At 70.3% G+C, this 23,284-nt stretch carries 23 protein-coding genes; 8 read left to right on the top strand and 15 right to left on the bottom strand.

Annotated features, from left to right (window positions below; translation table 11 throughout):
- Positions 1 to 328 precede the first annotated feature (328 nt).
- Complete coding sequence (locus V1227_RS34330) at positions 329 to 1,654, top strand: glycosyltransferase family 2 protein (protein ID WP_329789368.1); 1,326 nt, start codon at positions 329 to 331, stop codon at positions 1,652 to 1,654.
- On the opposite strand, the gene V1227_RS34325 is transcribed toward V1227_RS34330, so the two are convergent.
- The 5 genes from V1227_RS34325 to V1227_RS34305 form a co-directional block, all read right to left on the bottom strand.
- Complete coding sequence (locus tag V1227_RS34325) at positions 1,651 to 2,304, bottom strand: response regulator (RefSeq protein ID WP_090095274.1); 654 nt, start codon at positions 2,302 to 2,304, stop codon at positions 1,651 to 1,653. The genes V1227_RS34330 and V1227_RS34325 overlap by 4 nt on opposite strands.
- Positions 2,295 to 3,800, bottom strand: a complete 1,506-nt coding sequence (locus V1227_RS34320; protein ID WP_329789367.1) for a GAF domain-containing sensor histidine kinase — start codon at positions 3,798 to 3,800, stop codon at positions 2,295 to 2,297. The genes V1227_RS34325 and V1227_RS34320 overlap by 10 nt, the downstream gene beginning before the upstream one ends.
- 288 nt (positions 3,801 to 4,088) lie before the next feature.
- Entirely contained in the window at positions 4,089 to 4,697 is a 609-nt protein-coding gene (locus tag V1227_RS34315) for a hypothetical protein (RefSeq protein ID WP_329789366.1), read from the bottom strand.
- Entirely contained in the window at positions 4,694 to 5,638 is a 945-nt protein-coding gene (gene meaB / locus V1227_RS34310) for a methylmalonyl Co-A mutase-associated GTPase MeaB (protein ID WP_329789365.1), read from the bottom strand. The genes V1227_RS34315 and meaB overlap by 4 nt, the downstream gene beginning before the upstream one ends.
- 9 nt (positions 5,639 to 5,647) lie before the next feature.
- The gene (locus tag V1227_RS34305) at positions 5,648 to 6,838 is read right to left on the bottom strand and encodes an acetyl-CoA C-acetyltransferase (protein WP_329794177.1); all 1,191 of its coding nucleotides are present in this window, start codon (positions 6,836 to 6,838) and stop codon (positions 5,648 to 5,650) included.
- A gap of 125 nt (positions 6,839 to 6,963) precedes the next feature.
- Here V1227_RS34305 and mce point away from each other — a divergent pair, with 125 nt between their 5' ends.
- The 5 genes from mce (at position 6,964) to V1227_RS34280 (ending at position 11,594) form a co-directional block, all read left to right on the top strand.
- The gene (mce, locus tag V1227_RS34300) at positions 6,964 to 7,410 is read left to right on the top strand and encodes a methylmalonyl-CoA epimerase (RefSeq protein WP_236216449.1); all 447 of its coding nucleotides are present in this window, start codon (positions 6,964 to 6,966) and stop codon (positions 7,408 to 7,410) included.
- 147 nt (positions 7,411 to 7,557) lie between these two features.
- Complete coding sequence (gene ccrA, locus V1227_RS34295; protein WP_329789364.1) at positions 7,558 to 8,871, top strand: crotonyl-CoA carboxylase/reductase; 1,314 nt, start codon at positions 7,558 to 7,560, stop codon at positions 8,869 to 8,871.
- A gap of 36 nt (positions 8,872 to 8,907) precedes the next feature.
- Positions 8,908 to 10,215: a chromosome segregation protein gene (locus V1227_RS34290; protein ID WP_329789363.1), complete on the top strand. Its 1,308-nt coding sequence runs from the start codon at positions 8,908 to 8,910 to the stop codon at positions 10,213 to 10,215.
- 141 nt (positions 10,216 to 10,356) lie between these two features.
- Positions 10,357 to 10,902: a GNAT family N-acetyltransferase gene (locus V1227_RS34285; RefSeq protein WP_329789362.1), complete on the top strand. Its 546-nt coding sequence runs from the start codon at positions 10,357 to 10,359 to the stop codon at positions 10,900 to 10,902.
- On the top strand, positions 10,902 to 11,594 hold the full coding sequence (locus V1227_RS34280) for an alpha/beta fold hydrolase (protein WP_329789361.1): 693 nt from the start codon (positions 10,902 to 10,904) through the stop codon (positions 11,592 to 11,594). Before V1227_RS34285 ends, V1227_RS34280 begins: the two co-directional genes overlap by 1 nt.
- A 1-nt stretch (position 11,595) precedes the next feature.
- Here the strand turns inward: V1227_RS34280 and V1227_RS34275 are convergent, their stop codons facing one another.
- Positions 11,596 to 11,892 carry a hypothetical protein gene (locus tag V1227_RS34275; RefSeq protein WP_329789360.1) on the bottom strand — a complete coding sequence of 99 codons (297 nt, stop codon included), beginning with the start codon at positions 11,890 to 11,892 and terminating at the stop codon, positions 11,596 to 11,598.
- A gap of 32 nt (positions 11,893 to 11,924) precedes the next feature.
- Here V1227_RS34275 and V1227_RS34270 point away from each other — a divergent pair, with 32 nt between their 5' ends.
- Positions 11,925 to 12,128 carry an FmdB family zinc ribbon protein gene (locus V1227_RS34270; protein WP_329789359.1) on the top strand — a complete coding sequence of 68 codons (204 nt, stop codon included), beginning with the start codon at positions 11,925 to 11,927 and terminating at the stop codon, positions 12,126 to 12,128.
- Here V1227_RS34270 and V1227_RS34265 read toward each other — a convergent pair.
- From V1227_RS34265 to dhaK, 5 genes are all read right to left on the bottom strand, one after another.
- Entirely contained in the window at positions 12,125 to 12,715 is a 591-nt protein-coding gene (locus V1227_RS34265; protein WP_329789358.1) for a DUF3558 domain-containing protein, read from the bottom strand. The two genes, V1227_RS34270 and V1227_RS34265, sit on opposite strands and share 4 nt — an antisense overlap.
- A gap of 43 nt (positions 12,716 to 12,758) precedes the next feature.
- Positions 12,759 to 14,534: a 3-hydroxyacyl-CoA dehydrogenase family protein gene (locus tag V1227_RS34260; protein WP_329789357.1), complete on the bottom strand. Its 1,776-nt coding sequence runs from the start codon at positions 14,532 to 14,534 to the stop codon at positions 12,759 to 12,761.
- 445 nt (positions 14,535 to 14,979) lie between these two features.
- Positions 14,980 to 15,681, bottom strand: a complete 702-nt coding sequence (gene dhaM / locus V1227_RS34255) for a dihydroxyacetone kinase phosphoryl donor subunit DhaM (protein WP_329789356.1) — start codon at positions 15,679 to 15,681, stop codon at positions 14,980 to 14,982.
- Positions 15,678 to 16,304 carry a dihydroxyacetone kinase subunit DhaL gene (dhaL, locus tag V1227_RS34250; protein WP_329789355.1) on the bottom strand — a complete coding sequence of 209 codons (627 nt, stop codon included), beginning with the start codon at positions 16,302 to 16,304 and terminating at the stop codon, positions 15,678 to 15,680. The genes dhaM and dhaL overlap by 4 nt, the downstream gene beginning before the upstream one ends.
- 1 nt (position 16,305) lies before the next feature.
- Complete coding sequence (gene dhaK / locus V1227_RS34245) at positions 16,306 to 17,298, bottom strand: dihydroxyacetone kinase subunit DhaK (protein WP_329789354.1); 993 nt, start codon at positions 17,296 to 17,298, stop codon at positions 16,306 to 16,308.
- A gap of 144 nt (positions 17,299 to 17,442) precedes the next feature.
- Between dhaK and V1227_RS34240 the strand changes: the two genes are divergently transcribed.
- Positions 17,443 to 18,435, top strand: a complete 993-nt coding sequence (locus tag V1227_RS34240; RefSeq protein ID WP_329789353.1) for an ABC transporter substrate-binding protein — start codon at positions 17,443 to 17,445, stop codon at positions 18,433 to 18,435.
- A 23-nt stretch (positions 18,436 to 18,458) separates the two neighbouring features.
- Here V1227_RS34240 and V1227_RS34235 read toward each other — a convergent pair whose 3' ends face one another.
- From V1227_RS34235 to V1227_RS34220, 4 genes are all read right to left on the bottom strand, one after another.
- Complete coding sequence (locus V1227_RS34235) at positions 18,459 to 19,964, bottom strand: aldehyde dehydrogenase family protein (RefSeq protein ID WP_329789352.1); 1,506 nt, start codon at positions 19,962 to 19,964, stop codon at positions 18,459 to 18,461.
- Positions 19,965 to 20,063: 99 nt separating this feature from the next.
- Positions 20,064 to 21,068, bottom strand: a complete 1,005-nt coding sequence (locus V1227_RS34230; RefSeq protein WP_329789351.1) for a hypothetical protein — start codon at positions 21,066 to 21,068, stop codon at positions 20,064 to 20,066.
- A gap of 227 nt (positions 21,069 to 21,295) precedes the next feature.
- On the bottom strand, positions 21,296 to 21,532 hold the full coding sequence (locus V1227_RS34225; RefSeq protein WP_329789350.1) for a hypothetical protein: 237 nt from the start codon (positions 21,530 to 21,532) through the stop codon (positions 21,296 to 21,298).
- Positions 21,533 to 21,543: 11 nt separating this feature from the next.
- The gene (locus tag V1227_RS34220) at positions 21,544 to 23,235 is read right to left on the bottom strand and encodes a sodium:solute symporter family protein (RefSeq protein ID WP_329789349.1); all 1,692 of its coding nucleotides are present in this window, start codon (positions 23,233 to 23,235) and stop codon (positions 21,544 to 21,546) included.
- Positions 23,236 to 23,284 lie beyond the last annotated feature (49 nt).

Raw genomic sequence — 23,284 nt, 5'->3', positions numbered from 1 at the left:
CTCGGGCACGCGCGGCGAACGTGCGCCAATACGCACAGCGACTCGGTGGTCGCTCACAATCAACCGGTATCCGCCTCGCGCGGGTACCGCCACCTCGATGATCGACAATGCGCACCTCGTGTAACAAAGGCGCATTCGCCCTCGATATGGCCGGTTGACGCTCCGCTCCGTCAACCCCTGGTCTCGCCACCAACACCAGCTCCTGGCCCTGCTGCCCGGTATCTCGCACCGGTCCGGCGCATCGTTACCAGGAGCCCGGAATGAATCAACTCCACATCCCGATCACTGTTGTCGTCAGCGCAACCGATTTCGCGGACAGGTTTGTGTCATGACAGGAACGACACAATTGGCCACGTTCATGCTCGTCATGCTCGTGTTCTGGCCCGGTTACAACCTGGTGCTCGCGGTGTTCGTCTGGCTGCGCCCGAAACCGGGCGGACCGAAAGTGCCGACGCGGTACCCGTTGCAGTACTGGATCATCATTCCCGCGTTGAACGAGGAACGCGTCGTAGCCAACACGGTGCGTTCCGCGCTCGCGTTGGACAGCGCTCACACTCCGGTTCAGGTCGTCGTCGTGGACGACGGTTCCGACGACGGCACACCGCGCGTCCTGGCCGAGATCGACGACCACCGCCTGCACGTGCTGAGGCGCACTCCCCCGGACGCCCGCAGGGGCAAGGGCGAGGCGCTGAACCACGCGTACCGCTACGTCCGCGGCATCGCCGAGGAAGCCTGCACGGTCCACCGCACGATCGTCGGCGTCATCGACGGCGACGGCCGCGGTGAGCCCGGCATGCTGACCGAGATCTCCGCGCTCTTCGCGCACCGGGCCGTCGGCGCGGTGCAGTGCCGTGTCCGGATCCACAACCGCGCCAACCTGCTGGCGTTCCTGCAGGACCTGGAGTTCGGCTGCGTGGTGGACGCCTCGCAGTCGCTGCGCGACGTCGTCGGCACGGTCGGTCTCGGCGGCAACGGGCAGTTCGTGCGGCTGTCGGCGTTGACCGGCCTCGGCGACGCGCCGTGGTCGGCCTGCCTGGTCGAGGACCTGGAGCTGGGTCTGCGCGTGCACCTGGCGGGCCGGCGGATCCGCTACGCCACGCACGCGACGATCACCCAGCAGGGCCTGGTCGACGTGAAGCGGCTGCTGCGCCAGCGCACCCGCTGGGGTCAGGGCAACCTGCAGTGCCTGCGGTACGTGCCGAAGCTCGTCCGGGCCAAGACCGTGGGATCGGTCGCGCTGCTCGAGTTCCTGCAGTACCTGCTGACGCCGTGGCTGGTGGCGCCGATGACGTTGCTCGTCACCGCGCTGGTGGGCGTGAACTTCTACGCGCGGTTCAGCGGCCACGAGTTCGCCGGGTTCACCGCGAACGGCCCGAACGCCCTGTCGGCACTCGCGATGTGGCTGGTGGCCCTGGTGCTGCCCGGCCTGATCTGGGGTGTCGTGCACCGCCTGAGGAACCACGACGAGCCGCTGCCGCGGTGCCTGCTCGTGGGTCTCGCGTACCCGGTGTTCCTGGTCATAGGCTCGATCTCGACGTTGCGCGCGCTGTACCGGCACTTCGCCCGGCGCACCACGTGGGCGAAGACGGAACGCCTGGCGGAGAAGGAGGTTCCGGCCGCGGCCGCTCCGCAGCCGGTCCCGAAGATCGCCTAGAAGGTGCCGGGGTGGGCGCGTCTGCGCCGGGCCGCGTAGACGCCCGCCTCCGTGCGGCGGTCGAAGCCGAGCTTGTGCAGCAGGCTCGACACGTAGTTCTTGACGGTCTTCTCCGCGAGGAACAGCCTGTTCGCGATCTGCCGGTTCGTCATGCCCTCGGCGATGAGGTCGAGGATCCGGCGTTCCTGCGGGCTGAGCGCGGCGTAGCGCGGGTCCTCCTCCGGCCCGCCCCGCAGCCGTTGCAGCACGGTCGCCGTGACGCCGGCGTGCAGGAGCGACCCGCCGGAGGCCAGGGTGCGGACCGCGGCGACGAGGTCGTTGCCCGACACCTCCTTGAGCATGTACCCGGACGCACCCGCCATGATCGCGCCGAACAGCGCTTCGTCGTCCGAGTAGGACGTGAGCATCAGGCACGCGGGCGGCGGTTGCACCAGGCTCCTGATCTCCCGGCACACCGTGACGCCGTCGCCGTCGGGCAACCGCACGTCGATGATCGCCACGTCGGGCCGCAGCCGCGGCGCCTGCGTGACGGCGGCCGTCGCGCTGTCGGCCTGCCCCACGACGTCGATGTCCTCCGCCTGCGCGAGCAGCTGCACCAGCCCGCGCCGCACGATCTCGTGGTCGTCCACCAAGAGCACCGCTATCGCCATCTCGCCTCCTGCAGCACCAGCGGGACGAACCAGGTGATGCTCACCCCCGCCCCGGGGATCGAGTCCACCGCGCAGTCGCCGTGGTGGCGCCGCGCCCGAGCGGCCATGTTCGCGAGCCCGCCCGCGTGCTGGGGCGCGCCCGCCGGATCGTCGGCCAACGGCAAGCCGCGGCCGTCGTCCTTGACGAGCAGCTCCAGGCTCGTGACCGTGCGGTCGACGCTGACGGCGACGGCGACGTGCTTCGCCCGCGCGTGCCGCACGACGTTGGTGAGGGCCTCCCGGAGCGTGGCCAGCAGGTCGGGCCTGACCTCGTCGGGCACGACCGTGTCGAGCGGTCCCTCCAGCGAGACGTCCGGGTCGAAGCCGAGCAGCCGCGCGGACTCGTGCACCGCGTTGAGCAGCTGACCGCGCAGGCTCGTGCTGCCCGACGGCGGTTCCTGCAGCGAGAAGATGGTGCGGCGGATCTCGCGGATCGTGTGGTCGACCTCCTCGACGAACCCGCTGATCCGCTCGGTGAGCTGGGGCTTCGTGCTCATGCCGGTCAGCCCCTGCAGGCCGAGGCCGAGCCCGAAGAGCCTTTGGATGACCAGGTCGTGCAGATCGCGCGCGATGCGGTCGCGGTCCTCCAGCACCGCGACCCGCTCGGTGTCGGCCTGCGCCTTCGTGAACTCGAGGACGAGCGCGGCCTGAGCGGCGAACGCCTCGATGAGCTCGGGGTCGTCGAAGCTCGGCTCGTTCTTCGGCCGCGCGACGATGAGCACGCCGATCGTCCTGTCCCCCACCGCCAGCGGCACGACCGCGCACGGCCCCGGCACCGTCGGGATGGTGCCCTCGTCGTGGCACTCGGCCCGGCCCGACTCGTAGACGCGGTAGCTGACCGTGCCCTCCCTGGGCACCCGCATGCCCTCGGCGTCGTACGCGCCGCCGTCGGTGACCTCGATGACGAGGTCGCCGTTGTGGTCCGGGAGCACGACGGCCGCGAAGTCCGCGTTCGCGGTCCGGCGCGCCGTCTGCGCGACGAGGTAGAGCGCGTCCCGGCCGTTCGTGCCGGTGAGGAGGTTCGTGGTGACCTCGGCCGCCGCCCGCAGCCAGACCTCGCGCTTGCGGGTCTGCTCGTAGCGGTCGAGGTGCCCCACGGCCGAGCCCGCCGCGGTGGCGATGGCGGCGAGGACGTCCCTGTCCTGGGCGGTGAACTGCGGTTTCCCGCTCAGGAAGAGGTTGCCGAAGGTGTCGTCCTGGACCTGGACGGGGGCGCCCAGGAAGTCGGCCGCGCCGATGGAGCGGGGATCGCCGGCGGTGACCTCGACCTGGCCGTCGGCGGTGAACTCGGCCAGCTCCCGGTGGCCGTTGATCACCGCCAGGGCGCCGTACGGGGCACCGGTCAGCTCGCAGGCGGACTCGACCACGTGGCGGAGCAGGCCGGGCAGCGTTTCGTCCTCGGCGAACGAGAGGACGACGTCGAGGACGCGCTGTTCAGTGCTCACGTTGCCGCCCACGGCTTCACCCCCTTGGGGGCTCGAAGGACACCGCACGAACGACTGAGGGTAACTCCACTGCGTAGTCAAGCGGGAGACCATCACTGCAAGCAGTGAAATTCGGGGCTACTCAGAGTGGAGGAGGGTCTTGGGTGCGCAGAAGGGTGAAGGGCTGCGCGGGCCGGCTTGGTGGGGCTGAGGCGGGTCAGCCCGCGTCGAGGGGTCGCCGATGCGGCCGAGTCACCTTCGCGCCTGGCGGGTTGCCGACTCCCCTCGGCATCGCCCCGCGCTACCTGCCCCGGCTGGCCGTCAGTGCAGACCGACGGTGAAGCCCTCGTCGAGCACCCCGCGGTAGATCGACGGCGCGAAGGTGCGCAGGCCGTGGTCCAGCGGTGCGATGAAGCCCGCCGAGTCGCCCAGGGGGAGGCGGTAGCCGTTCTGCACGCGGTGGAACTCCCACAGGGGTTCCATGGTCGGGTGTGCCGGGCGGAACCGGTGCGGGTCGCGCGGGTGCAGGTCGACGCGGACCAGGGTGCGGCGGACCAGGGCGTCGGCGAGCTGGACCGCTCGTTCCTGCGTCCGGGAGATCGAGATCGCGCCCAGGTCCTGCCAGGCCACGGCCCACGGGGCGCCCTGCGGGTCGTCGAGGCGGATGCCCTGGTGCTCGATGACGAGCTTGCGGGGGCGGGAGATGGTCTTCCACTTCACCACGGCCATGACGCCGATGCCGGTGAACGCGATGCCGATGACGGCCGCGATGCTGCCGCCGACCGGTTCGCCGTCGACGAAGGCGGTGACGGCGCCGACCAGGGCGAGAACACCCAGGACTCCGGCCACGGAGCCGCCGATCAGGACTTTGCGGGTGTCGCTCTTGCCGAGGTCGAGGACGACGGGCTGAGGCGCTCCCCAAGCGGTCATGGCCGCAGGTTACCGCTGATCAGCATCTCCGCGGCGGCGAACGGGTCCAGTTCGCCCTCGACCACGCGCTTCGCCAGCTGGTCGGCCGGGCCGAGGCGGGTGCGGACGCGTTCCACGGCCAACGCCTCGATCTCGGCTCCCGCTCGGCGCAGGCGGCGTTCCCGCAGCTCGCCGTGGGTGGTCATCCAGGTGTGGTGGTCCGCGATCGCCTCGACGACGCGGTCGACGCCCTCCATGCGGGCGGCGACCGTTTTGACGACCGGGACGCGCCAGGACGGGCCTTCCCGGTCGCGGCGGCCCAGGGAGATCATGTACTTGAGGTCGCGGGCCGTCTGGTCGGCGCCGTCGCGGTCGGCCTTGTTGACGACGAAGACGTCGGCGATCTCCAGGATGCCCGCCTTCGCGGCCTGGATGCCGTCGCCCATCCCCGGCGCCAGGAGCACGACCGTCGTGTCGGCCAGGGCGACCACCTCGACCTCGGACTGACCCACGCCGACCGTTTCCACGAGGATCACGTCGAAGCCGGCCGCGTCGAGCACGCGCAGGGCCTGCGGCGTGGCCCAGGAGAGGCCGCCGAGGTGGCCACGGGTGGCCATCGAGCGGATGAAGACGCCCTGGTCGGTCGCGTGGTCGCCCATCCGGACGCGGTCGCCGAGCAGCGCGCCGCCGGAGAACGGGCTCGACGGGTCGACGGCGATGACCGCCACGCGCTTGCCCTGGTCGCGGTAGGCGCGGACGAGGGCGTTGGTGGAGGTCGACTTGCCGACGCCGGGGGCGCCGGTCAGGCCGATCACCTGGGCGTGGCCCGTGTGGGGAGCCAGGGCGGCGGCCACCTCCGGGAGGCGGGCGCTGCCCTGCTCCACCAGGGAGATCAGCCTGGCGACCGCGCGCGGCTCGCCGTCACGCGCGCGGTCGACCAGTCCTGGTACGTCAACGGCCACAGGCCGACACTAGGCCTTGGCGGGCACGCGGATGATCAGGGCGTCGCCCTGGCCACCACCACCGCAGAGCGCCGCGGCACCCACGCCGCCGCCACGCCGCTGCAGCTCCAGGGCGAGGTGCAGGGCGATGCGGGCGCCGGACATGCCGATCGGGTGGCCGAGCGCGATGGCGCCGCCGTTGACGTTGACCTTGTCCTCCGGGATGCCGAGCTCGCGGGAGGAGACGATGCCGACGGCCGCGAACGCCTCGTTGATCTCGACGAGGTCGAGGGAGGCGGGGTCGATGCCCTCCTTGGCGCAGGCGGCCTTGATGGCGTTCGACGGCTGCTCGTGCAGCGAGGCGTCCGGGCCCGCGACGACGCCGTGGGCGCCGATCTCCGCGATCCACTCCAGGCCCAGTTCCTCGGCCTTGGCCTTGCTCATCACGACGACCGCGGCCGCGCCGTCGGAGATCTGCGACGCCGAGCCCGCGGTGATGGTGCCGTCCGCGGCGAACGCCGGGCGCAGCTTGCCGAGGGTGTCGGCGGTCGTGTCGCCGCGGACGCCCTCGTCGGTCGAGAACAGGACAGGGTCGCCCTTGCGCTGCGGGATCTCGACCGGCGCGATCTCGGCGTCGAACACGCCGTTCTGGGCGGCCTTGGCGGCGAGCTGGTGCGAACGCGCGGAGAACGCGTCCTGCTCCTCGCGGGTGATGCCGTAGCGGCTGTTGTACTTCTCGGTCGAGACGCCCATGGCGACCTGGTCGAACGCGCAGAACAGGCCGTCGTGCGCCATGTGGTCGACCATCGTCACGTCGCCGTACTTGTAGCCGCCGCGGGTCTTCGGCAGCAGGTGCGGCGCCTGGGTCATCGACTCCTGGCCACCGGCCACGACGACGTCGAACTCACCGGCGCGGATCAGCTGGTCGGCCAGCGCGATCGCGTCGATGCCGGACAGGCAGACCTTGTTGATGGTGAGCGCGGGAACGCTCATGGGGATGCCGGCGGCCACCGCGGCCTGGCGGGCGGGGATCTGGCCAGCTCCCGCGGTGAGCACCTGACCCATGATCACGTACTGCACCTGCTCGGGGGCGACGCCCGCGCGCTCCAGTGCCGCCTTGATCGCGACGCCACCCAGCTGGGCGCCCGAGAAGTCCTTGAGCGATCCCAGCAGTCGGCCCATCGGGGTGCGCGCCCCGGCGACGATCACGGAACCGGACACAACTGCCTCCATTGGAAGAGCGAACGGTCGTTAACCAAGCACCATACCGGCGGCTACCCGGCGGTAATCGTGTGAGACCCCGCACAGGAGCACCTGCACCGATCCCGTGGATACCCTCGCCAACCATGAACGCAGAACTCGCTCGATTCGTGACCGCGATCGACCACGTGGGCATCGCCGTGCCCGATCTCGACGTGGCCATCGCGTTCTACCGCGACAACTTCGGCCTCGAGGTGGCCCACGAGGAGGTCAACGAGGAGCAGGGCGTGCGCGAGGCGATGCTGCACGCGCCCGGCGACCACGGCGGCACCGCGATCCAGCTGCTGGCGCCGCTGAACGAGGACTCCACGATCGCGAAGTTCATCGGCCGTTCGGGCCCCGGCCTGCAGCAGCTGGCCTACCGGGTGTCCGATGTGGACGTCGCGGCCGACGCGCTGCGGGCCAAGGGGCTGCGCCTGCTCTACGACGCGGCCAAGCGCGGCACGTCGAACAGCCGGGTCAACTTCGTGCACCCGAAGGACGCGGGCGGCGTGCTCATCGAGCTGGTCGAACCCGCCGCGGCAGGGCACTGACACCGCGACTCGCGGCCGGATTCCCCACGCCGTCCTCCGTCCGGGTTGTTCGGAGTGGAATCCCTCACAAGCGCGATTCTGAATCGGTTACCCATGAGTAACCTCCGGCAACCTGCGACTATCCCTCACTCGGGAAGGAATGCCGCCGTGCAGAAGATCCTTGACGCGATCCTGGCCGACGAGCTGGACGCGATCGGTTCCTTGGACGTTCCGGAGAGCTATCGGGGCGTGACGGTGCACGCGGACGAGGCCGACATGTTCGCGGGCCTCGAGACGCGGGACAAGGACCCGCGCAAGTCGCTGCACGTGGACGAGGTCGCCACGCCGGAGCTCGGTCCCGGCGAGGCGCTGGTGGCCGTCATGGCCTCCGCGATCAACTACAACACCGTGTGGACCTCGATCTTCGAGCCGGTGTCCACGTTCGGCTTCCTGAAGAAGCTGGGCGGCCGGCACGACCTGCCGTACCACGTCGTGGGATCGGACCTGGCCGGCGTCGTCGTGCGCGTCGGGCCCGGTGTCACGGCGTGGAAGCCGGGCGACCGCGTCGTGGCGCACTGCCTCGACGTGCCGCTGGAGGCGCCGGACGGCCACAACGACACGATGCTCGACCCCCAGCAGCGGATCTGGGGCTTCGAGACGAACTTCGGCGGCCTCGCCGACCTCGCGCTGGTGAAGTCGAACCAGCTGATGCCGATGCCGAAGCACCTCACGTGGGAGGAGGCGGCGTCGCCGGGCCTGGTGAACTCCACCGCGTACCGGCAGCTGGTGTCGACCAACGGCGCGAACATGAAGCAGGGCGACACCGTCCTGATCTGGGGCGCGTCCGGCGGGCTCGGCTCGTACGCGACGCAGTTCGCGCTGAACGGCGGCGCGACGCCGATCTGCGTCGTCTCCTCGCCGGAGAAGGCGGAGATCGTCCGTTCGATGGGCGCCGAACTGATCATCGACCGCTCCGCCGAGGGCTACCGGTTCTGGAAGAACGAGCACGAGCAGGACCCGCGCGAGTGGAAGCGCTTCGGCGCGAAGATCCGCGAGCTGACCGGCGGCGAGGACCCGGACATCGTGTTCGAGCACCCCGGCCGGGAGACGTTCGGCGCGTCGGTGTTCGTGGCGCGCAAGGGCGGCAAGATCGTGACGTGCGCGTCGACCTCCGGGTACATGCACCAGTACGACAACCGCTACCTGTGGATGAACCTCAAGCACATCCTGTCGTCCCACTTCGCGAACTACCGCGAGGCGTGGGAGGCGAACCGCTTGATCGCCAAGGGAAAGATCCACCCGACGGTGTCCAAGGTGTACTCAATGGACGAGACGGGCCAAGCCGCGCACGACGTCCACCGCAACGTGCACCAGGGCAAGGTCGGCGTGCTGTGCCTTGCGCCGGAAGAGGGTCTGGGTGTGCTTGATCACGAACTGCGCGCGAAGCACCTCACAGCTATCAATCGATTCCGGGGTGTGTGACCTTCGGGGGTGACCCGAACGGGTAGCGTGAGGGGCATGGGCCTCGCCGACGACCGTGACCTCGTCCCACTGGGATCCGGCTTCGACATCGTCAAGCGCGGTTACGACCGCGCCCAGGTCGAGGATCACCTCGAACGCCTCGACTCGGACCTGCGGCTGCTGGCCGCGGACCGCGATGCCGCCGTGTCCCAGACGTCCGACCTGGCGCGCCAGCTGGAAGCCGCACGCTCGGAGATCACCGAGATGCGCAACCAGGTGGAGCGCCTGTCACTGCCGCCGACGACGCTGGAGGGGCTCTCCGAGCGCCTCCAGCGCATGCTGCGGCTGGCCCAGGACGAGGCCAACGAGATCAAGGCCCGTGCCGAGGCGGAGGGCGGGCACATCCGCGCCAAGGCGGAAGCCGACGCGGGTGTGCTGCGCCAGCGCTACGAGAAGCTGATCGCGGAGCTCGACGAGCGCCGCGCCGCGATGGAGGCCGAGCACAGGGGCGTCCTCGACACCGCGCGCAACGAGGCGGAGAAGATCGTCTCCGAGGCGGAGGCCTCCGCCCGCAAGATCGCCGACGAGTCCGAGCAGCGCCGCGTGACCGTCGAAGAGGACTTCGAGATCGCGATGGCCGCCCGCCGCTCCGAGGCGATGGCCACCCTGGCCACCCAGGAGGCCACCTCCAAGGCCGAGGCGGACCGCCGCGTGCGCGAGGCGGCCGAGGAGGCCGCCCGCGTCCGCGCCGCCATCGCCGCCGAGCAGACCGCCTCGAAGGCCGAGGCCGAGCGCCGCGTCCGCGAGGCCACCGAAGAGGCCAACCGCCGCCGCCACGACGCCATCGCCGAGGCCACCGCCCGCATCCAGGAGGCCACCGACGAGGCGAACCGCCGCGTCCGCGAGGCCACCGAGGAAGCCAACCGCCGCACCACGGCCGCCACGCAGCGCGTCGAACAGCTCCGCAACCTCCGCAACCGCCTCTCGCACCAGCTCCACAACGTGCGGACGGCGCTGCAGGACGTCGTGCCGCTGCTCGACCCCGTGGAGGAGGAGAAGGCGCCCACGCCTCCGGCTCCCGCTCAGGGCGGCGCTCCCGCTCAGAGCAGCGCACCTGCCCCGGCTCCGGCTGCTCCGGCTCCGGCTGCTGCGCCGGCCAAGGCCGCACCGCAGGTCCAGGCGCAGAAGGCCGCTCCGGCACAGCCCGCGGCTCCGCAGGCGCCTGCCCAGCAGGCCGCTGCCCCGGCCAAGCCCGTCTCGGCTCCGCAGTCCGCTCAGCCCGCGCCCGCCAAGCCGGCCCAGGCACCCCAGGTCGACGGCCCCACGGCCAAGCTCGCCCGCCCGCAGACCGCCAAGAAGTCCTGACCGCCGCGGCGTCCTGACGGCGCAAAGCTGAACTCGAGCAGGGGTCCCGCTCAGGGACCCCTGTTTTGCGCTCGCCGCCGGTGTGCACGCGTCATATAAATACGATTCGCGTGGACACACACACCATCTTGGGGGAACAGGATGTTCGTGAAAGCGCTGGGCACAGGCGGTGCCGAGCTGAGGCCGCTGGAGCCCTGGCAGGCCGAGGAGTTCTTCGCGCACATGGAGCGCGGGCGCGACTTCATCGGGCAGCACATCGGGTTCGCGGGCGCGGCCGGGGACCTGGAGTCCGCGCGCCGGCTCTTGCAGAGCTACGCGGACAAAGCGGCGACCGACACCGGGCGGATCTTCGGGATCTGGCTCGACGACGAGCTCGTCGGTGGCGTGTTGTTCCGGGTCATGGACATCCCGCAGGGACGCGCGGAGGTCGGGTGCTGGCTGGAGCCGGCCGCGACCGGCCGGGGGCTGGTCACGCAGGCGTCGAAGGTGCTGATCGACTGGGCGATTCGCGAGCGCGGCGTGCATCGGGTTGAGTGGCTCGTGTCGTCGGCGAACGCGCCCAGCATCGCTGTCGCACGGCGGCTCGGGATGACCAGGGACGGGGTGCTGCGCTCGTACTCCCTGCACCGCGGGGTCCGGCAGGACGTCGAGGTGTGGTCGGTGCTGGCGCCGGAGTGGGAGAGCTGATGGACGATCTGGTGCTGCTGCACGCCTTTCCGCTCGACGCGCGGATGTGGGACGTGCCGGGCGCGCTGACGCCGTCCCTGCGGGGGCGGGGCGAGCCGGACCTCGACTCGGTCGCCGTCCAGGTCCTGGGCGTGCTCGACGAGCGCAACCTCGACCGCGTCGTGCTCGGCGGGTGCTCGATGGGCGGCTACGTGGCGATGGCGCTGGTCAGGCGTGCACCGGAACGCGTCAAGGGCTTGGTCTTCGTCGACACCAAGCACACCGCGGACGCACCCGAGGCCGTCGCGAACCGGCACGCGATGGCGGACCGGGTCGAACGCGAGGGCGTCGGTGAGTGGCTCGCCGACGCGATGCTGCCGAACCTGCTGGGCCCCGGCGCCTCGGACACCGCGCGGGCGCTGACCCGCACCATGATCCTGGAGCAGCGGGCCGAGGACGTGGCGTGGTGGCAGCGCGCCATGGCGAAGCGCCCCGACTCGACGGACGTGCTGGAGTCGCTGGACGTCCCGTCGCTCGTGCTCGTGGGTGAGCACGACGAGCTCACGCCGCCCGACGTGGCCGCGAAGCTCGCGATCAACCTCAAGCACTCCACCAGCGAACGCATCGAGAACGCGGGCCACCTGCCGCCCGTCGAGCAGCCGGAGGAGTTCCGCGCCCGGCTGGAGCGGTGGCGCAAGCAGGTCGGTCTCTAGGTCACCAGCGGCGCGCGGTCGGCCCACGCCGGCCGCGGGCGTCCCAGCACCCCTGGTGCCAGTGCCGGCGCTCCTCCACCGAGCCCAGGTCCTCGGCGGGCCACGCCACGACGTGCGGCACCCCGGGGCGGATCTCGTGGTCGCAGCCGGGGCAGCGGTAGGTCTTCTGCGCCTGCGAGCCCGAGATCGCGCGGACCAGCCAGTCGCCGCCGTCCGGACCCGACTCGGCGCGCGCCCAGCCGACGCCACCGCCGAGTGGTCGGTGGTCTTCCGGTTTGGGGCTGTTGCGGCGTGGCACGGCCACACGGTAACCGCTCGTAGAATCGGGGCGTGCCGACCTACGAGTTCCGTTGCCGAACCTGCGACGACACCTTCGAGCTGCAGCGCCCGATGAGCGAGTCGTCCTCGCCGGCGAGCTGCCCCGACGGGCACGCCGACACCGTGAAACTGCTGTCGATGGCGGGCATCGGCGGCACCCGGCAGGCCCCCGCGGGCAGTGGCGGCGGGTGCTGCGGTGGCGGCTGCTGCGGCTAGGCCGTCTCGCGGTCGATCATCACTTCGGCGATCTTGCGGCCCTGGTCGCAGACGCTGCCGAACTTGCCGGACGAGTCGATGACGATGATGCCGAGCCCGCCGCCCTCATAGGGCACCACGAGCACGCACGACGGTTCGACCTCCTCGTCGCCGGAGCGGTCGAGGTACGTGACCTTGTGGTCCTTCACGTCCCACTCGCCGGTGGTGCGCTCGATCGTGATCTGCTTGCCCTCGCGGTACCGCAGGGAGACGCCCACCTCGACGTCGTCGATCTTCGTCGTCCACCTGCACGACTGGTCGAACGTCGAGTCGTAGTTGATCTGCGTCGGCGGCGTCTCGGCCTTCGTGCCGGGGTACGGCAGGTCCGTCCACTTCAGCTTCGCGCAGATCGGCGAGACCTCACCGTCGACCGGCGCCGTCTCCGGGTCCTCGGGATCGGCGGACGCGCTCGGGTCGGCCGAGCCCTCCTGGTCGAACGGCGACGTGGCGTCGAGCGGCGCCTGCGCGACCGGACTGCCCTCAACCGACGTCCGGGCACAGCCGGACGCGAGCACGAGGACAGCCAACAGGAGCACCAGTCGCCGCATGCACCCACCATGCCAGACGCGACATGGTGCCCCTGTTAGCGGATCACGAGTAGTCCCGGAACCCCTTGCCCGTCTTGCGGCCGAGGCGACCGGCCGTCACCAGGTGTTCCAGCAGCGGCGCCGGCGCGAAGCCGGGCTCGCGGAACTCGTTGTAGAGCGTGCGCTGGATCGCCAGCGACACGTCCAGCCCCACGACGTCCAGCAGCGCGAACGGTCCCATCGGCAGGCCGCAGCCGACCTTCATCGCGTTGTCGATGTCGTCGGCCCCGGCGTAGTGCGCCTCCAGCATCTTCACCGCGTCGTTGAGGTACGGGAAGAGGAGCGCGTTCACGATGAACCCCGCCACGTCGCCGCAGTGCACCGGGTGCTTGCCGAGGTCGAGGCAGATCTTGCGAGCCGTCGCCACCACGTCGGCGGCCGTGGAGATCGTCTCGACGACCTCCACGAGCTTCATGACCTGCGCGGGGTTGAAGAAGTGCAGGCCCACGACGTCCGCGGGCCTCGACGTGGCCGCCGCGACCTCGATGACGGGCAGCGAGGACGTCGTCGTCGCGAGCACCGCGCCGGGCTTGCACACCTCGTCGAGCGCCGCGAAGACCTCCTTCTTGATCCCGATCTCCTCGGCCACGGCCTCGACGACCAGGTCGCAGTCGGCCAGCTCCACGAACTCCACCGCGGGTGAGAGGCGCGCGAGCGTCGCGTCGCGGTCCTCCTCGGACAGCTTGCCCCTGCTGACCGCGCGCTCCAGCGACTTGCGCACCGCGCCGATCGCCTTGTCGGCCTTGTCCAGGCTGCGGGCGCGCAGCACGACGTCGTACCCGCGCTTGGCGAACACCTCCGCGATGCCCGTCGCCATCGTGCCCGTGCCGATCACACCGACCCGCTGCACCTCACGCGTCCGCACAGCGCTGTCCACCTGGGACGGCGTGTGCACGTCGTCGACGACGACCGGCGAATCCGGACCGTCGTAGGTGTAGAAGCCGCGCCCGGACTTCCTGCCCAGCAGACCGGCCGTGATCATCTGCTTGAGCAGCGGCGCCGGCGAGTGCAAGCGGTTGCGCGACTGGTGGTACATCGTGTCGAGGATTTCGTACGCGGTGTCGAGACCGATGAGGTCCAACAGCGCCAGCGGACCCATCGGGTACCCGCAGCCGTACCGCATGGCCGCGTCGAGGTCCTCGCGCGTCGCGTACTTCGACTCGAGCATCTTGACGGCGTGGTTGAGGTACGGGAACAGCAGGGCGTTCGCGATGAACCCGGCCCTGTCCCCGATCACGACCGGCGACTTGCCCAGCCGCTCGGTGAACGCCACGACGTCCGTGATCACATCGGGTTCCGTGACGACCGTGCGCACGACCTCGACCAGCTTCAACACCTGCGTGGGGTTGAAGAAGTGCAGGCCGACGACCTTGCCGGGCCGCTTGGTGTGCACGCCGATCTCGGTGATCGACAACGACGACGTGTTCGACGCGATGATCGCCTCGGGCGCCAGGATCCCGTCGAGCTCCTGGAAGATCCGCGCCTTGAGCTCGATGTTCTCCGGCACCGCCTCGACCACCAGGTCGCAGTCCGCGAGGCTCGCCAGGTCGAGGCTCGTCGTGACCCGCCCGTGCAACGCGGCCTTCTCGTCACCGGTGAGCTTCTCGCGCCGGACGGCCCGCTCCGTCGAATGCTCCAGGTGCCCGAGCCCGCGCTCGACACCCGCCGCGTCGACGTCGACGACCTTCACCGCGAGCCCGGTGCGTGCGAGTACCTCCACGATGCCCGCGCCCATGGTTCCGAAGCCGACGACTCCGACGGTGTTGATTTCGCGCGCCACTGCAGACCTCCCTGCGGGGTAAAGCGTGGGCTACCAAGGAGTAACTTGCGGGCGACTATGCCACTCCTCGCGCGGGACGAGGCCGTGAGCTTCGCCATCGGGATCGAAACAGTGATCGGTCCAGGGTGAGGGCCTGGCAGAGCGTTTTGCCTGTTGAACCCGTGTGGAGGAACGCATGGCTGCGCCATGTGAGGGGACCGCCCGACGGTCCGGAGGCGGAGGCCCGTGCGCGACGGGATTGCGCGGACGAGGGCCGGCGGCGCGGCCCTCAGCACCGGGCCGCGCGACACAGCTCAACGGTACGAAGCCATGCTGCGCCCAGCCTTGCTCCGGCCGCCGCGTTCCTCGGAGCCTTGCCCGCGCAGCTTCCGCGCCGCACAGCTTCCATGCCGTACGGCGACCAACCACGCGAGCCGGGCCGCGCCAACCATCCCGCTGGGTGGCGCTAGTCGTCGAACCCCCTCTCCGCCAGCTCCTGGATGCGCCGCACCGCCTCGCCCGCGTCCTTGCCCGTGGCGACCACCGTGATCGACTTGCCGCCCGGCGCGCTCAGGCCCATCAGCGCCAGCACGCTCGCGGCGTTCGCCTCCTCGGCGCCGTAGCGGACGACCACGTCGGCGTCGAGCTCGGCGACGGTGCGCGCCAGCAGTGCGGCCGGCCGCGCGTGCAGGCCGACCTCGTTGGTGAGCAGGACTTCCGCCGTCACCGCGTCCGGCACCAGCTGCAGTTCGGGACGGGCCGGGGCGGCTGCCGGGACGTCGCCGGACGCCCGTTCGGCGGCGGCCGCGACGTCCGCCAGCGCCGCGCCTCCCTGCGCTGCCACGGAGGCGGCCACCGCGCCCTCGACCAGGGGCGCGTCCACCAGGGTGTAGCGGGACGGGTCGTCCGCCGACTCGACCGCCATCTCCGCGGTCATCTTGGCGCTGCCGAGGTCGTAGAGGACCACGACGCCGGCGCCGGAGTCGGCGTCGGCCAGCGCTTCGACGACCGCGCCGTAGTCGGTGCCCAGGCCGCCCTCCTCCGTGCCGCCCACGGGCAGCACGGCCACGTCGGGGGCCATCTGCGCGGCCAGTTCGGCCACGCCGTTCGCCAGCATGTCGCTGTGCGACACGACCACCAGGCCCACGCGGCCGGCGCCGGCGGTCATGCCCTGGCCGCCGCGTCGGCGAAGGCGCGCAGCAGCAGCGCCGTCGAGCGGGCTCCCGGGTCGAGGTGACCCGCGCTGCGCTCGCCGAGGTACGAGGCCCGGCCCTTGCGCGCCACCATCGGCACCGTCGAGGCGGCGCCTTCCTCGGCGGCGTCGGCGGCCGCGGACAACGCCGCGGCCACTGAGCCGTCCACGCCCTCGGCCGCCGCCACGGCCGGTGTCAGGGCGTCGACCATCGTCTTGTCGCCCACCGCGGCCTTGCCGCGGGCCACCACGCCGTCCAGGGCCGCCTGCAGGGCTCGCGCGACGGCGGCGGGCTCCAGTTCGGCGGCGTCGCCGACCGCGGCCGAGGCGCGCAGGAAGGCGGTGCCGTACAGGGGGCCCGCCGCGCCGCCGACCGTCGAGATCAGCGTGGTGGCCACGAGCTTCAGCACCTTGCCGGGCGTGCCGGGCGGCTCTGCGTCCAAACGGGACAGCAGCGCGGTGAAGCCGCGCTTCATGTTCTCGCCGTGGTCGGCGTCGCCGATCGCCTGGTCGAGGCGCACCAGTTCGTCGCGGTGCTCCTGGACGACGGCCGCGGCGGCTCGCAGTGCCGCCACGACGTCCGCTGCCGTGCACCCCACCTCAGACCCCCCACCGCAGCGCGGGCGTGTGGACGGGCGCGTCCCACAGCGAGACCATCTCGTCGTCCAGCTTCAACAGCGTGATGCTCATGCCCTGCATCTCCAGGCTCGTGATGTACGGGCCGACCAGTCTGCGTTCCACCGTGATCCCCCGATCCGCCAGCAACTGCTCCGCGATGCCGTGTGCCAAGTACAGCTCCATCAACGGAGTCCCGCCCATCGAGTTCGTGAACAGCAACACCCGGTCGCCCGGGGAGAACGGCAGGTCGGAGAGGATCGGCTCCAGCAACGCCGACACCATCTCCGACGCCGTCCCGGCCGCGACCTTCCGACGGCCCGGCTCGCCGTGGATGCCGATGCCGACCTCCATCTCGTCGTCCGCCAGCTCGAACGACGGCGAGCCCACGTGCGGCACCGTGCACGAGGTCAGCGCCAGACCCATCGAACGCACCGACGCGATGACTCGCAACGCCAACGCCTCACAGGCAGCCAGGTCGTCGCCGCGCTCCGCCGCCGCGCCCACGATCTTCTCCAGCAGCACCGTGCCGCCGACGCCGCGGCGCCCGGCCGTGTACAGCGAGTCCTTCACCGCCACGTCGTCGTCGATCACGACCGACCTGACCTCGGACTCCGCCAGCTCACCGGCGGTCTCGAAGTTCAGCACGTCGCCGGTGTAGTTCTTCACGACCAGCAACGCCCCGGCGCCGCCGTCGGTCTTCGAGACCGCGGCCAGCACCTGGTCCGGCGTCGGCGAGGTGAACACGGCACCGGGACAGGCGGCGTCGAGCATGCCGCGCCCGACGAACCCGCCGTGCAACGGCTCGTGGCCCGCCCCTCCCCCGGAGATGATCGCGACCTTGCCCGGAACCGGAGCATCCGCGCGCACGACGACCGCCGGGTCGTGGTGCACGGTCAGCAGATCGGAATGGGCGGCCTGCATCCCCCGCAGCGAGTCCTGCACCACGGTTTCCGGATCATTGATGATCTTCTTCATCGAACAGACCTCCCGATCGGCGGTGACCGTGTTCCTTCTTACTCCGGGGGTCTGACACTCGGAACGGGCAAAGGACCCGGCTACCGTTAGCCTGCCCTAACAACCGCGGGTCAACCTCACGTTCCGTAGTGGAGGAACAACGTCGTGCCGAAGAGAGCAGCGCTGCTCGCAGCAGTCGCCCTGACCCTGACCGCCTGCACCAGCACGCCGGAGAAGCCCACCGTCGCCCAGGGCGGCGACGACTTCGGCAAGGCCACCCAGCTGAGCAACGGTTTCGGCACGACGCAGAAGCCCGGCGAGTTCCCCCGCACGATCAAGCACGCGATGGGTGAGACCACGCTCGAGAAGAAACCCGAACGGGTGATCGTGCTCGACACCGGCGAGCTCGACAACGTCGTGGCGCTCGGCATCAAGCCGGTCGGCATCGCCTACACCGACGGCTCCCCCACCATGCCGTCCTACATCGGCGAGAAGGGCGGCGCGCCCGAGAACGTCGGCACCACGAACAACCTCAACCTCGAGGCGATCACCAAGCTGAACCCGGACCTCATCCTGGGCTCGCAGCTGCGCGCGGAGGCCCTCTACCCGAAGCTCTCGGCGATCGCCCCGACCGTCTTCTCGGTGCGTCCCGGCTACGTGTGGAAGGAGAACTTCCTGCTCAACGCCGCCGCGCTCGACCGCCAGGCCGACGCCGCGAAGATGCTCGAGGACTACACGAACAAGGCCGTCGAGACCGGCACCGCCATCGAGAAGAAGCTCGGCGTGCGCCCGACCGTGACGGCGCTGCGCTTCATGCCCGGCCGCATCCGCCTGTACGCCAAGAAGTCCTTCATCGGCACGATCCTGATCGACGCCAAGATCCCGCAGCCGTCACCGTCCCAGGTGGACGACCTGGCCGCCGAGGTGAGCGCCGAGGAGATCGGCAAGGCCGACGCCGACTTCGTCGTCTACTCCACCTACGGCGACCCGGCCAAGACCGCGCAGGCCGCAGTGCTCGGCGGCCCGCTGTGGAGCGGGCTCAACGCCGTCAAGGGCGGCAAGGCCAAGCCGGTGCAGGACGAGACCTACTTCCTCGGCCTCGGCGTGCTCGCCGCGAACGTGGTCCTCGACGACCTCGAGAAGCAGCTCGGCGCCTGACACCCGCCCGCGCGGGTGCTCTTTCAGCGACCGAAGAGCATCCGCGCGAGGCGCAGCATCTGCTTGCCCGCCATGGACGACCTGTCGAACGTCGCCATGTCGATCAGCGACGCGAACCTCTGCTTCGTCACGGCCTTGGCGTAGGCGAACTCGCGCAGCCCGTCCTCGCCGTGGATGCGCCCGAAGCCGGAGTCGCCGACACCACCGAACGGCAGCCCCGGGATCGCCGCGTAGGTCAGCACCGAGTTGACCGACACCATGCCGACCCGCAGCTCCGCCGCCAGCTCCTCGCCGCGCGACTTCGAGAAGACGGCCGCGCCCAGCCCGTACTTCGACCTGTTCGCGAGCCGCACGCCCTCCAGCGCGTTCGGCACCCGGTTGACCACCACGGTCGGCCCGAAGGTCTCCTCCGTGATCGCCAGCGAGTCCTCCGGCACGTCCGTGAGCACCACCGGCTCGACGTACGGCGGCCTGATCGACTCCGGCCCGCCCACGAGGGCCTTGCCGCCGCGGTCCAGCGCGTCCCGCACGTGCTCGCGGATGACCTCCACCTGCGACGGCATGGTGATCGGCCCGAGGTTCGCGTTCGGCTCGCCGCCCGGCTTGAGCTTCTTCGCCCGCTTCACCAGGATCTCGGTGAACTCGTCCGCGACCTTCTCTGCCACGTAGATCCGCTCCACGCCCGCGCACGTCTGGCCCGCGTTGGACACCGCTCCCCAGATCGCGGCCTCGGCGGCGGCGTTCAGGTCGGCGTCGGAGTCGACGATCAGCGCGTCCTTGCCGCCGCACTCGACCAGCACCGGGGTCAGCGTTCGGGCGGCCGCGGCCATGACCTTCTTGCCGGTCCGCGTGGAGCCCGTGAAGGCGATCTTGTCGACACCGGACGCGCACAGCGCCGCACCGGTCTCGCCGAAGCCGGTGACCACCTGGAACACCGGGTACTCCGGTACCGCCTCGGTGAAGGTCGAGGCGAGGAACGTGCCGACGCCCGGCGTGAACTCCGAGGGCTTGAACACCACGGCGTTGCCGGCGGCCAGCGCGTACGAGATCGACCCCATCGGCGTGTGCGCCGGGTAGTTCCACGGCCCGATGACGCCGATGACGCCCAACGGCCGGTACTCCAGCGTCGCGCTGTGGTTGAACATCAGCATGCCCGACGAGACCCGGCGCTTGCCCAGCACGCGACCGGCGTGCCGCGCGGCCCAGTGCAGGTGGTCCATGACCAGCGCGACCTCGACGCGGGAGTCGTCGGCCGGCTTGCCGGTCTCCGAGCTGATCAGCGCGATGAACTCGTCCGCGCGCTGCGACAGGATCTTGCGCCACGCGTCGAGCTTGGTCTTGCGCCCCTCGAAGCCGAGGCCCGCCCACCACGCCGCGGCGTCGCGTGCCGACGTCACCGCGTCCTCGACCTCGGCGGCCGTGTGGATCGGGTGGTGCGCGACGACCTCGCCCGTGCGCGGGTCCAGTGATGCGAACCGCCGCTGCTCGCCATCGGCCGACAGCGCGCTGTCCGAAGCGGTCTGCGTCATGGGGCCCTCCCGGTACTCGCCAGTAACCTCGACCCTAACGGGTACTGGGACAACTTTCAGCCCCCGCGTCGCCTCGCCGGTCCCCCGACCGGGTCGCGGTCACGAGGGCAGGCTGGGGATGACGCCCTTGGCGAAGGCCTGCACCGCCTGGCAGCGGTCCAGCGTCTTCTCCTTGGTCGCACCGACGCTGAGCTCCACGATCTCGCCCGCGTCGCTCGAGTCCTTGGTGCGGACCACCACGAGCTCGCAGGTCGGGAACGGGCCGTCCTTCAGCACCTGGTAGCCCTTGGACCCGCCCAGGTCGACCTCGGCGGACTGGGAGTCGAACTTGCCGTCCTTGGGGATGCGCGCCGTCTTGAACTCGATCTGCATCTGCGCGCTCTGGCCGGACCACGAGCACTGGTGCAGGCCGAACGCGAGCATGCGCGGCGACGCACCGACCACGGGTGCCAGCGTCGCCTTGTCCACCACCGCGCACGGGTCGACCTCGACCGGCGACCCCTTGGGCGGGGTGTACTTCTGCGGGTTGCCCTTGAGCTTGCGCACCACGCCCTCGAGCAGCTTGCGCGCCGGCTCGCACGGCTCCGCGCCCTCGCTGCCGACGCCGACCTGCACGCGCACGGCCTGCGGCGGGTTCTCCTGCGTGACCGCCGTGATCGCGCACGTCGACGTCAGCTTCTGCTCGCTGCTCTTGAGCCCCGCGATCGTGTTCTTGGCGTTCTTCAGCTCGGTGGACGTCAGGGTGTAACCGATGTCCACCGTGACGTTGAGCGTCTTGCCGCCCTTGTCCTTCATGTAGTTCGAGCAACGCGTGTAGCTGCTGCTCGTGTACCTCGACGGCGTGCCGACGGTCTGCAGCAGGTCCTTCTCGATCAACGCGCACGGGTTGACCAGCCGCAGCCGTTCCGCGGCGAACGCGGGGTCGACCGGCTTGTTCACCGGCGCGGACGACCTGGTCGACGGTTCGGCCGACGTCGTCGTGTCGGCGCCTGCCTGCACGGTGCGGCGCGGCGAGTTGGTCTTGGCAAGACCCGGACCGGTCGCACAACCGGCCATCAGCAGCGCGGCGGCGGCGACCACGGCGGCGGCACGAAAACGAGGCACGACGTGCACGGTAGCGACCTTCGCGGAGGTTCGTGGCCGGTACCCCGAGTTGCTCCGTGGCGCATGTCACGCAGCGCTACGGGAACGATTCAGAAGATCGGCGCGCTGTACAGGGTGAAGACCCCGAGAAGAGGAGAGACGTGCGCAACCGAATTCGCCGCGCAATCAACTGGCTCGACGCGTGGACGATCGAGACCTTCAACCCTGTTTACCCCGGTCGTTCGCAGTCATAGCTCCTTGAGCGGCTGCTTGTCCGTGTCCGCGAACTGAGGCCGCAGCACCGCCCACGCGGCGAACAGCGCCGCCAGCACCGCCATGGCGATGCCGGCCCACAGGTTGATGTTGACCCCTTCGGCCTTCTCCAGGTCCTCGTCCGTCGTGAAACCGAGACCGACGACGACCAGTACAACGCCGTACAGGCCGAAGAGGAAAGCGATGATGAGTCGCAGGTCGAACAACCTCATGGCGGCCTCCCTCAGCCGAAGATGAAGTAGAGAACGGTGGTCAGGGCCAGCACACCGCCACCGAGCAGGGCGGGCGAGCGGTACCAGCCCGCGTCCTCACCCGTGGTGGAGTGCGCCCTGTCCTCCTTGGGCGTGAGGCTGTAGACCAGCCCGACGAGCTCGCTGTCCGGCTTGGGCCGCGTGACCATCGTGACCGCGGCGCTCACGACGATGTCGACCACGAACGCCAGACCCGCGCCGAGGAAGCTGGCGCCCTGGCCGGGCAGCTCCAGCAGCTCGATGCCGAACGACGGCTCCGAGATCGCGTAGATGAAGATCGCGGTGAACGTGCCCGCGAGCAGACCGACCCAGCCGGCGGTCGGCGTCATCCGCTTCCAGAACATGCCGAGGATGAACGTCGCGAACAGCGGCGCGTTGAAGAACGAGAACAGCGCCTGGATGTAGTCCATGATGTTGGACCCGCCGAGCGCCGCCGCGATGAACGCCGTGCCGATCGCGAGGACGCACGCACCGACCGTCGCCAGGCGCCCGACGCGCAGGTAGTACTCGTCCGGCCGGTCCTTCTTCACGTAGTCCTGCCACAGGTCGTACGTGAAGACGGTGTTGAACGAGCTGACGTTCGCCGCCACACCGGCCATGAAGCTCGCCAGCAGACCCGTGATCGCGATGCCGAGAATGCCGTTCGGCAGAAGGTCGCGCATCAGCAGGGGCAGCACGTCGTTGTAGGCCACGCCGCCACTCGTGTCGCCGGCTTTGAGCTGGGCCATCTCCGGCACGATCAGCGCGGCGATGATGCCGGGGATGATGATGATCGCCGGGATCAGGGCCTTCGGGTACGCGCCGATGATCGGCGTGCGCTTGGCCGCGGACATGGACTTGGCGCTCATCGCGCGCTGCACCTCGGCGAAGTTCGTCGTCCAGTACCCGAACGACAGCACGAAGCCGAGACCGAACACCAACCCGACCACACTCCACACCGGGCTGTTGATGCCGGTGAGCTCCGTCGCGGGGAACGCGCTGAGCTGCTCCTGGTCGGTGACCTTCTCGACGATGCCCTGCCAGCCGCCGACCTTGATCAGGCCGACGATCGTCAACGGCGCCAGCGCGGCCACGATGACGAAGAACTGCAGCACCTCGTTGTAGATCGCGGCGGACAGACCGCCGAGCGTCGTGTAGGCGAGGACCACCAGCGCCGCGACGCAGATCGACACCGGCAGCGGCCACCCGAGCAGCGCGTCGATGATCACCGCGAGCGCGAACAGGTTGATGCCCGCGATCAGGATCTGCGCGACGGCGAAGCTGATCGCGTTGACGAGGTGGGCCGGCTTGCCGAACCGGCGGCGCATGAACTCGGGAACACTGCGCACTTTCGAGCCGTAGTAGAACGGCATCATCACCAGACCGAGGAACACCATCGCGGGGATGGCGCCGATCCAGTAGTAGTGCACGGTCGCCATGCCGTACTGCGCGCCGTTGGCCGTCATGCCCATCAGCTCGAGCGCGCCGAGGTTCGCGGAGATGAACGCGAGACCCGTCACCCACGCCGGCAGCGACCGCCCGGACAGCAGGAAGTCGAGGCTGGAGGAGACGGATCGCCGTGCCATGACTCCGATGCCCAGCACCACGACGAAGTAGATGACGAGCAACGCGTAGTCGATCGGTCCCGCATCCAGCCGCAGGTCCGCCTCGGCCAAGATCGTCACCGTCCACCTCCCAGGGTTCCACAAAGTCCAACATCAACAACCAGGAGGG

The organism is Lentzea sp. DG1S-22, assembly GCF_036321065.1.
Classification (GTDB): domain Bacteria; phylum Actinomycetota; class Actinomycetes; order Mycobacteriales; family Pseudonocardiaceae; genus Lentzea; species Lentzea jiangxiensis.
This window is presented reverse-complemented; position numbering and strand designations above follow the sequence as displayed.

Bases quoted from the DNA above. Each gene is read 5' to 3' on its own strand.
- V1227_RS34315 (WP_329789366.1), bottom strand. From the start codon at position 4,697: ATGACCGCTTGGGGAGCGCCTCAGCCCGTCGTCCTCGACCTCGGCAAG.
- V1227_RS34290 (WP_329789363.1), top strand. From the start codon at position 8,908: ATGGGCCTCGCCGACGACCGTGACCTCGTCCCACTGGGATCCGGCTTC.
- V1227_RS34235 (WP_329789352.1), bottom strand. From the start codon at position 19,964: ATGACGCAGACCGCTTCGGACAGCGCGCTGTCGGCCGATGGCGAGCAG.
- mce (WP_236216449.1), top strand. From the start codon at position 6,964: ATGAACGCAGAACTCGCTCGATTCGTGACCGCGATCGACCACGTGGGC.
- V1227_RS34285 (WP_329789362.1), top strand. From the start codon at position 10,357: ATGTTCGTGAAAGCGCTGGGCACAGGCGGTGCCGAGCTGAGGCCGCTG.
- dhaM (WP_329789356.1), bottom strand. From the start codon at position 15,681: ATGACCGCCGGCGCCGGCCGCGTGGGCCTGGTGGTCGTGTCGCACAGC.
- V1227_RS34280 (WP_329789361.1), top strand. From the start codon at position 10,902: ATGGACGATCTGGTGCTGCTGCACGCCTTTCCGCTCGACGCGCGGATG.
- V1227_RS34225 (WP_329789350.1), bottom strand. From the start codon at position 21,532: ATGAGGTTGTTCGACCTGCGACTCATCATCGCTTTCCTCTTCGGCCTG.
- V1227_RS34330 (WP_329789368.1), top strand. From the start codon at position 329: ATGACAGGAACGACACAATTGGCCACGTTCATGCTCGTCATGCTCGTG.
- V1227_RS34265 (WP_329789358.1), bottom strand. From the start codon at position 12,715: ATGCGGCGACTGGTGCTCCTGTTGGCTGTCCTCGTGCTCGCGTCCGGC.
- V1227_RS34325 (WP_090095274.1), bottom strand. From the start codon at position 2,304: ATGGCGATAGCGGTGCTCTTGGTGGACGACCACGAGATCGTGCGGCGC.
- dhaK (WP_329789354.1), bottom strand. From the start codon at position 17,298: ATGAAGAAGATCATCAATGATCCGGAAACCGTGGTGCAGGACTCGCTG.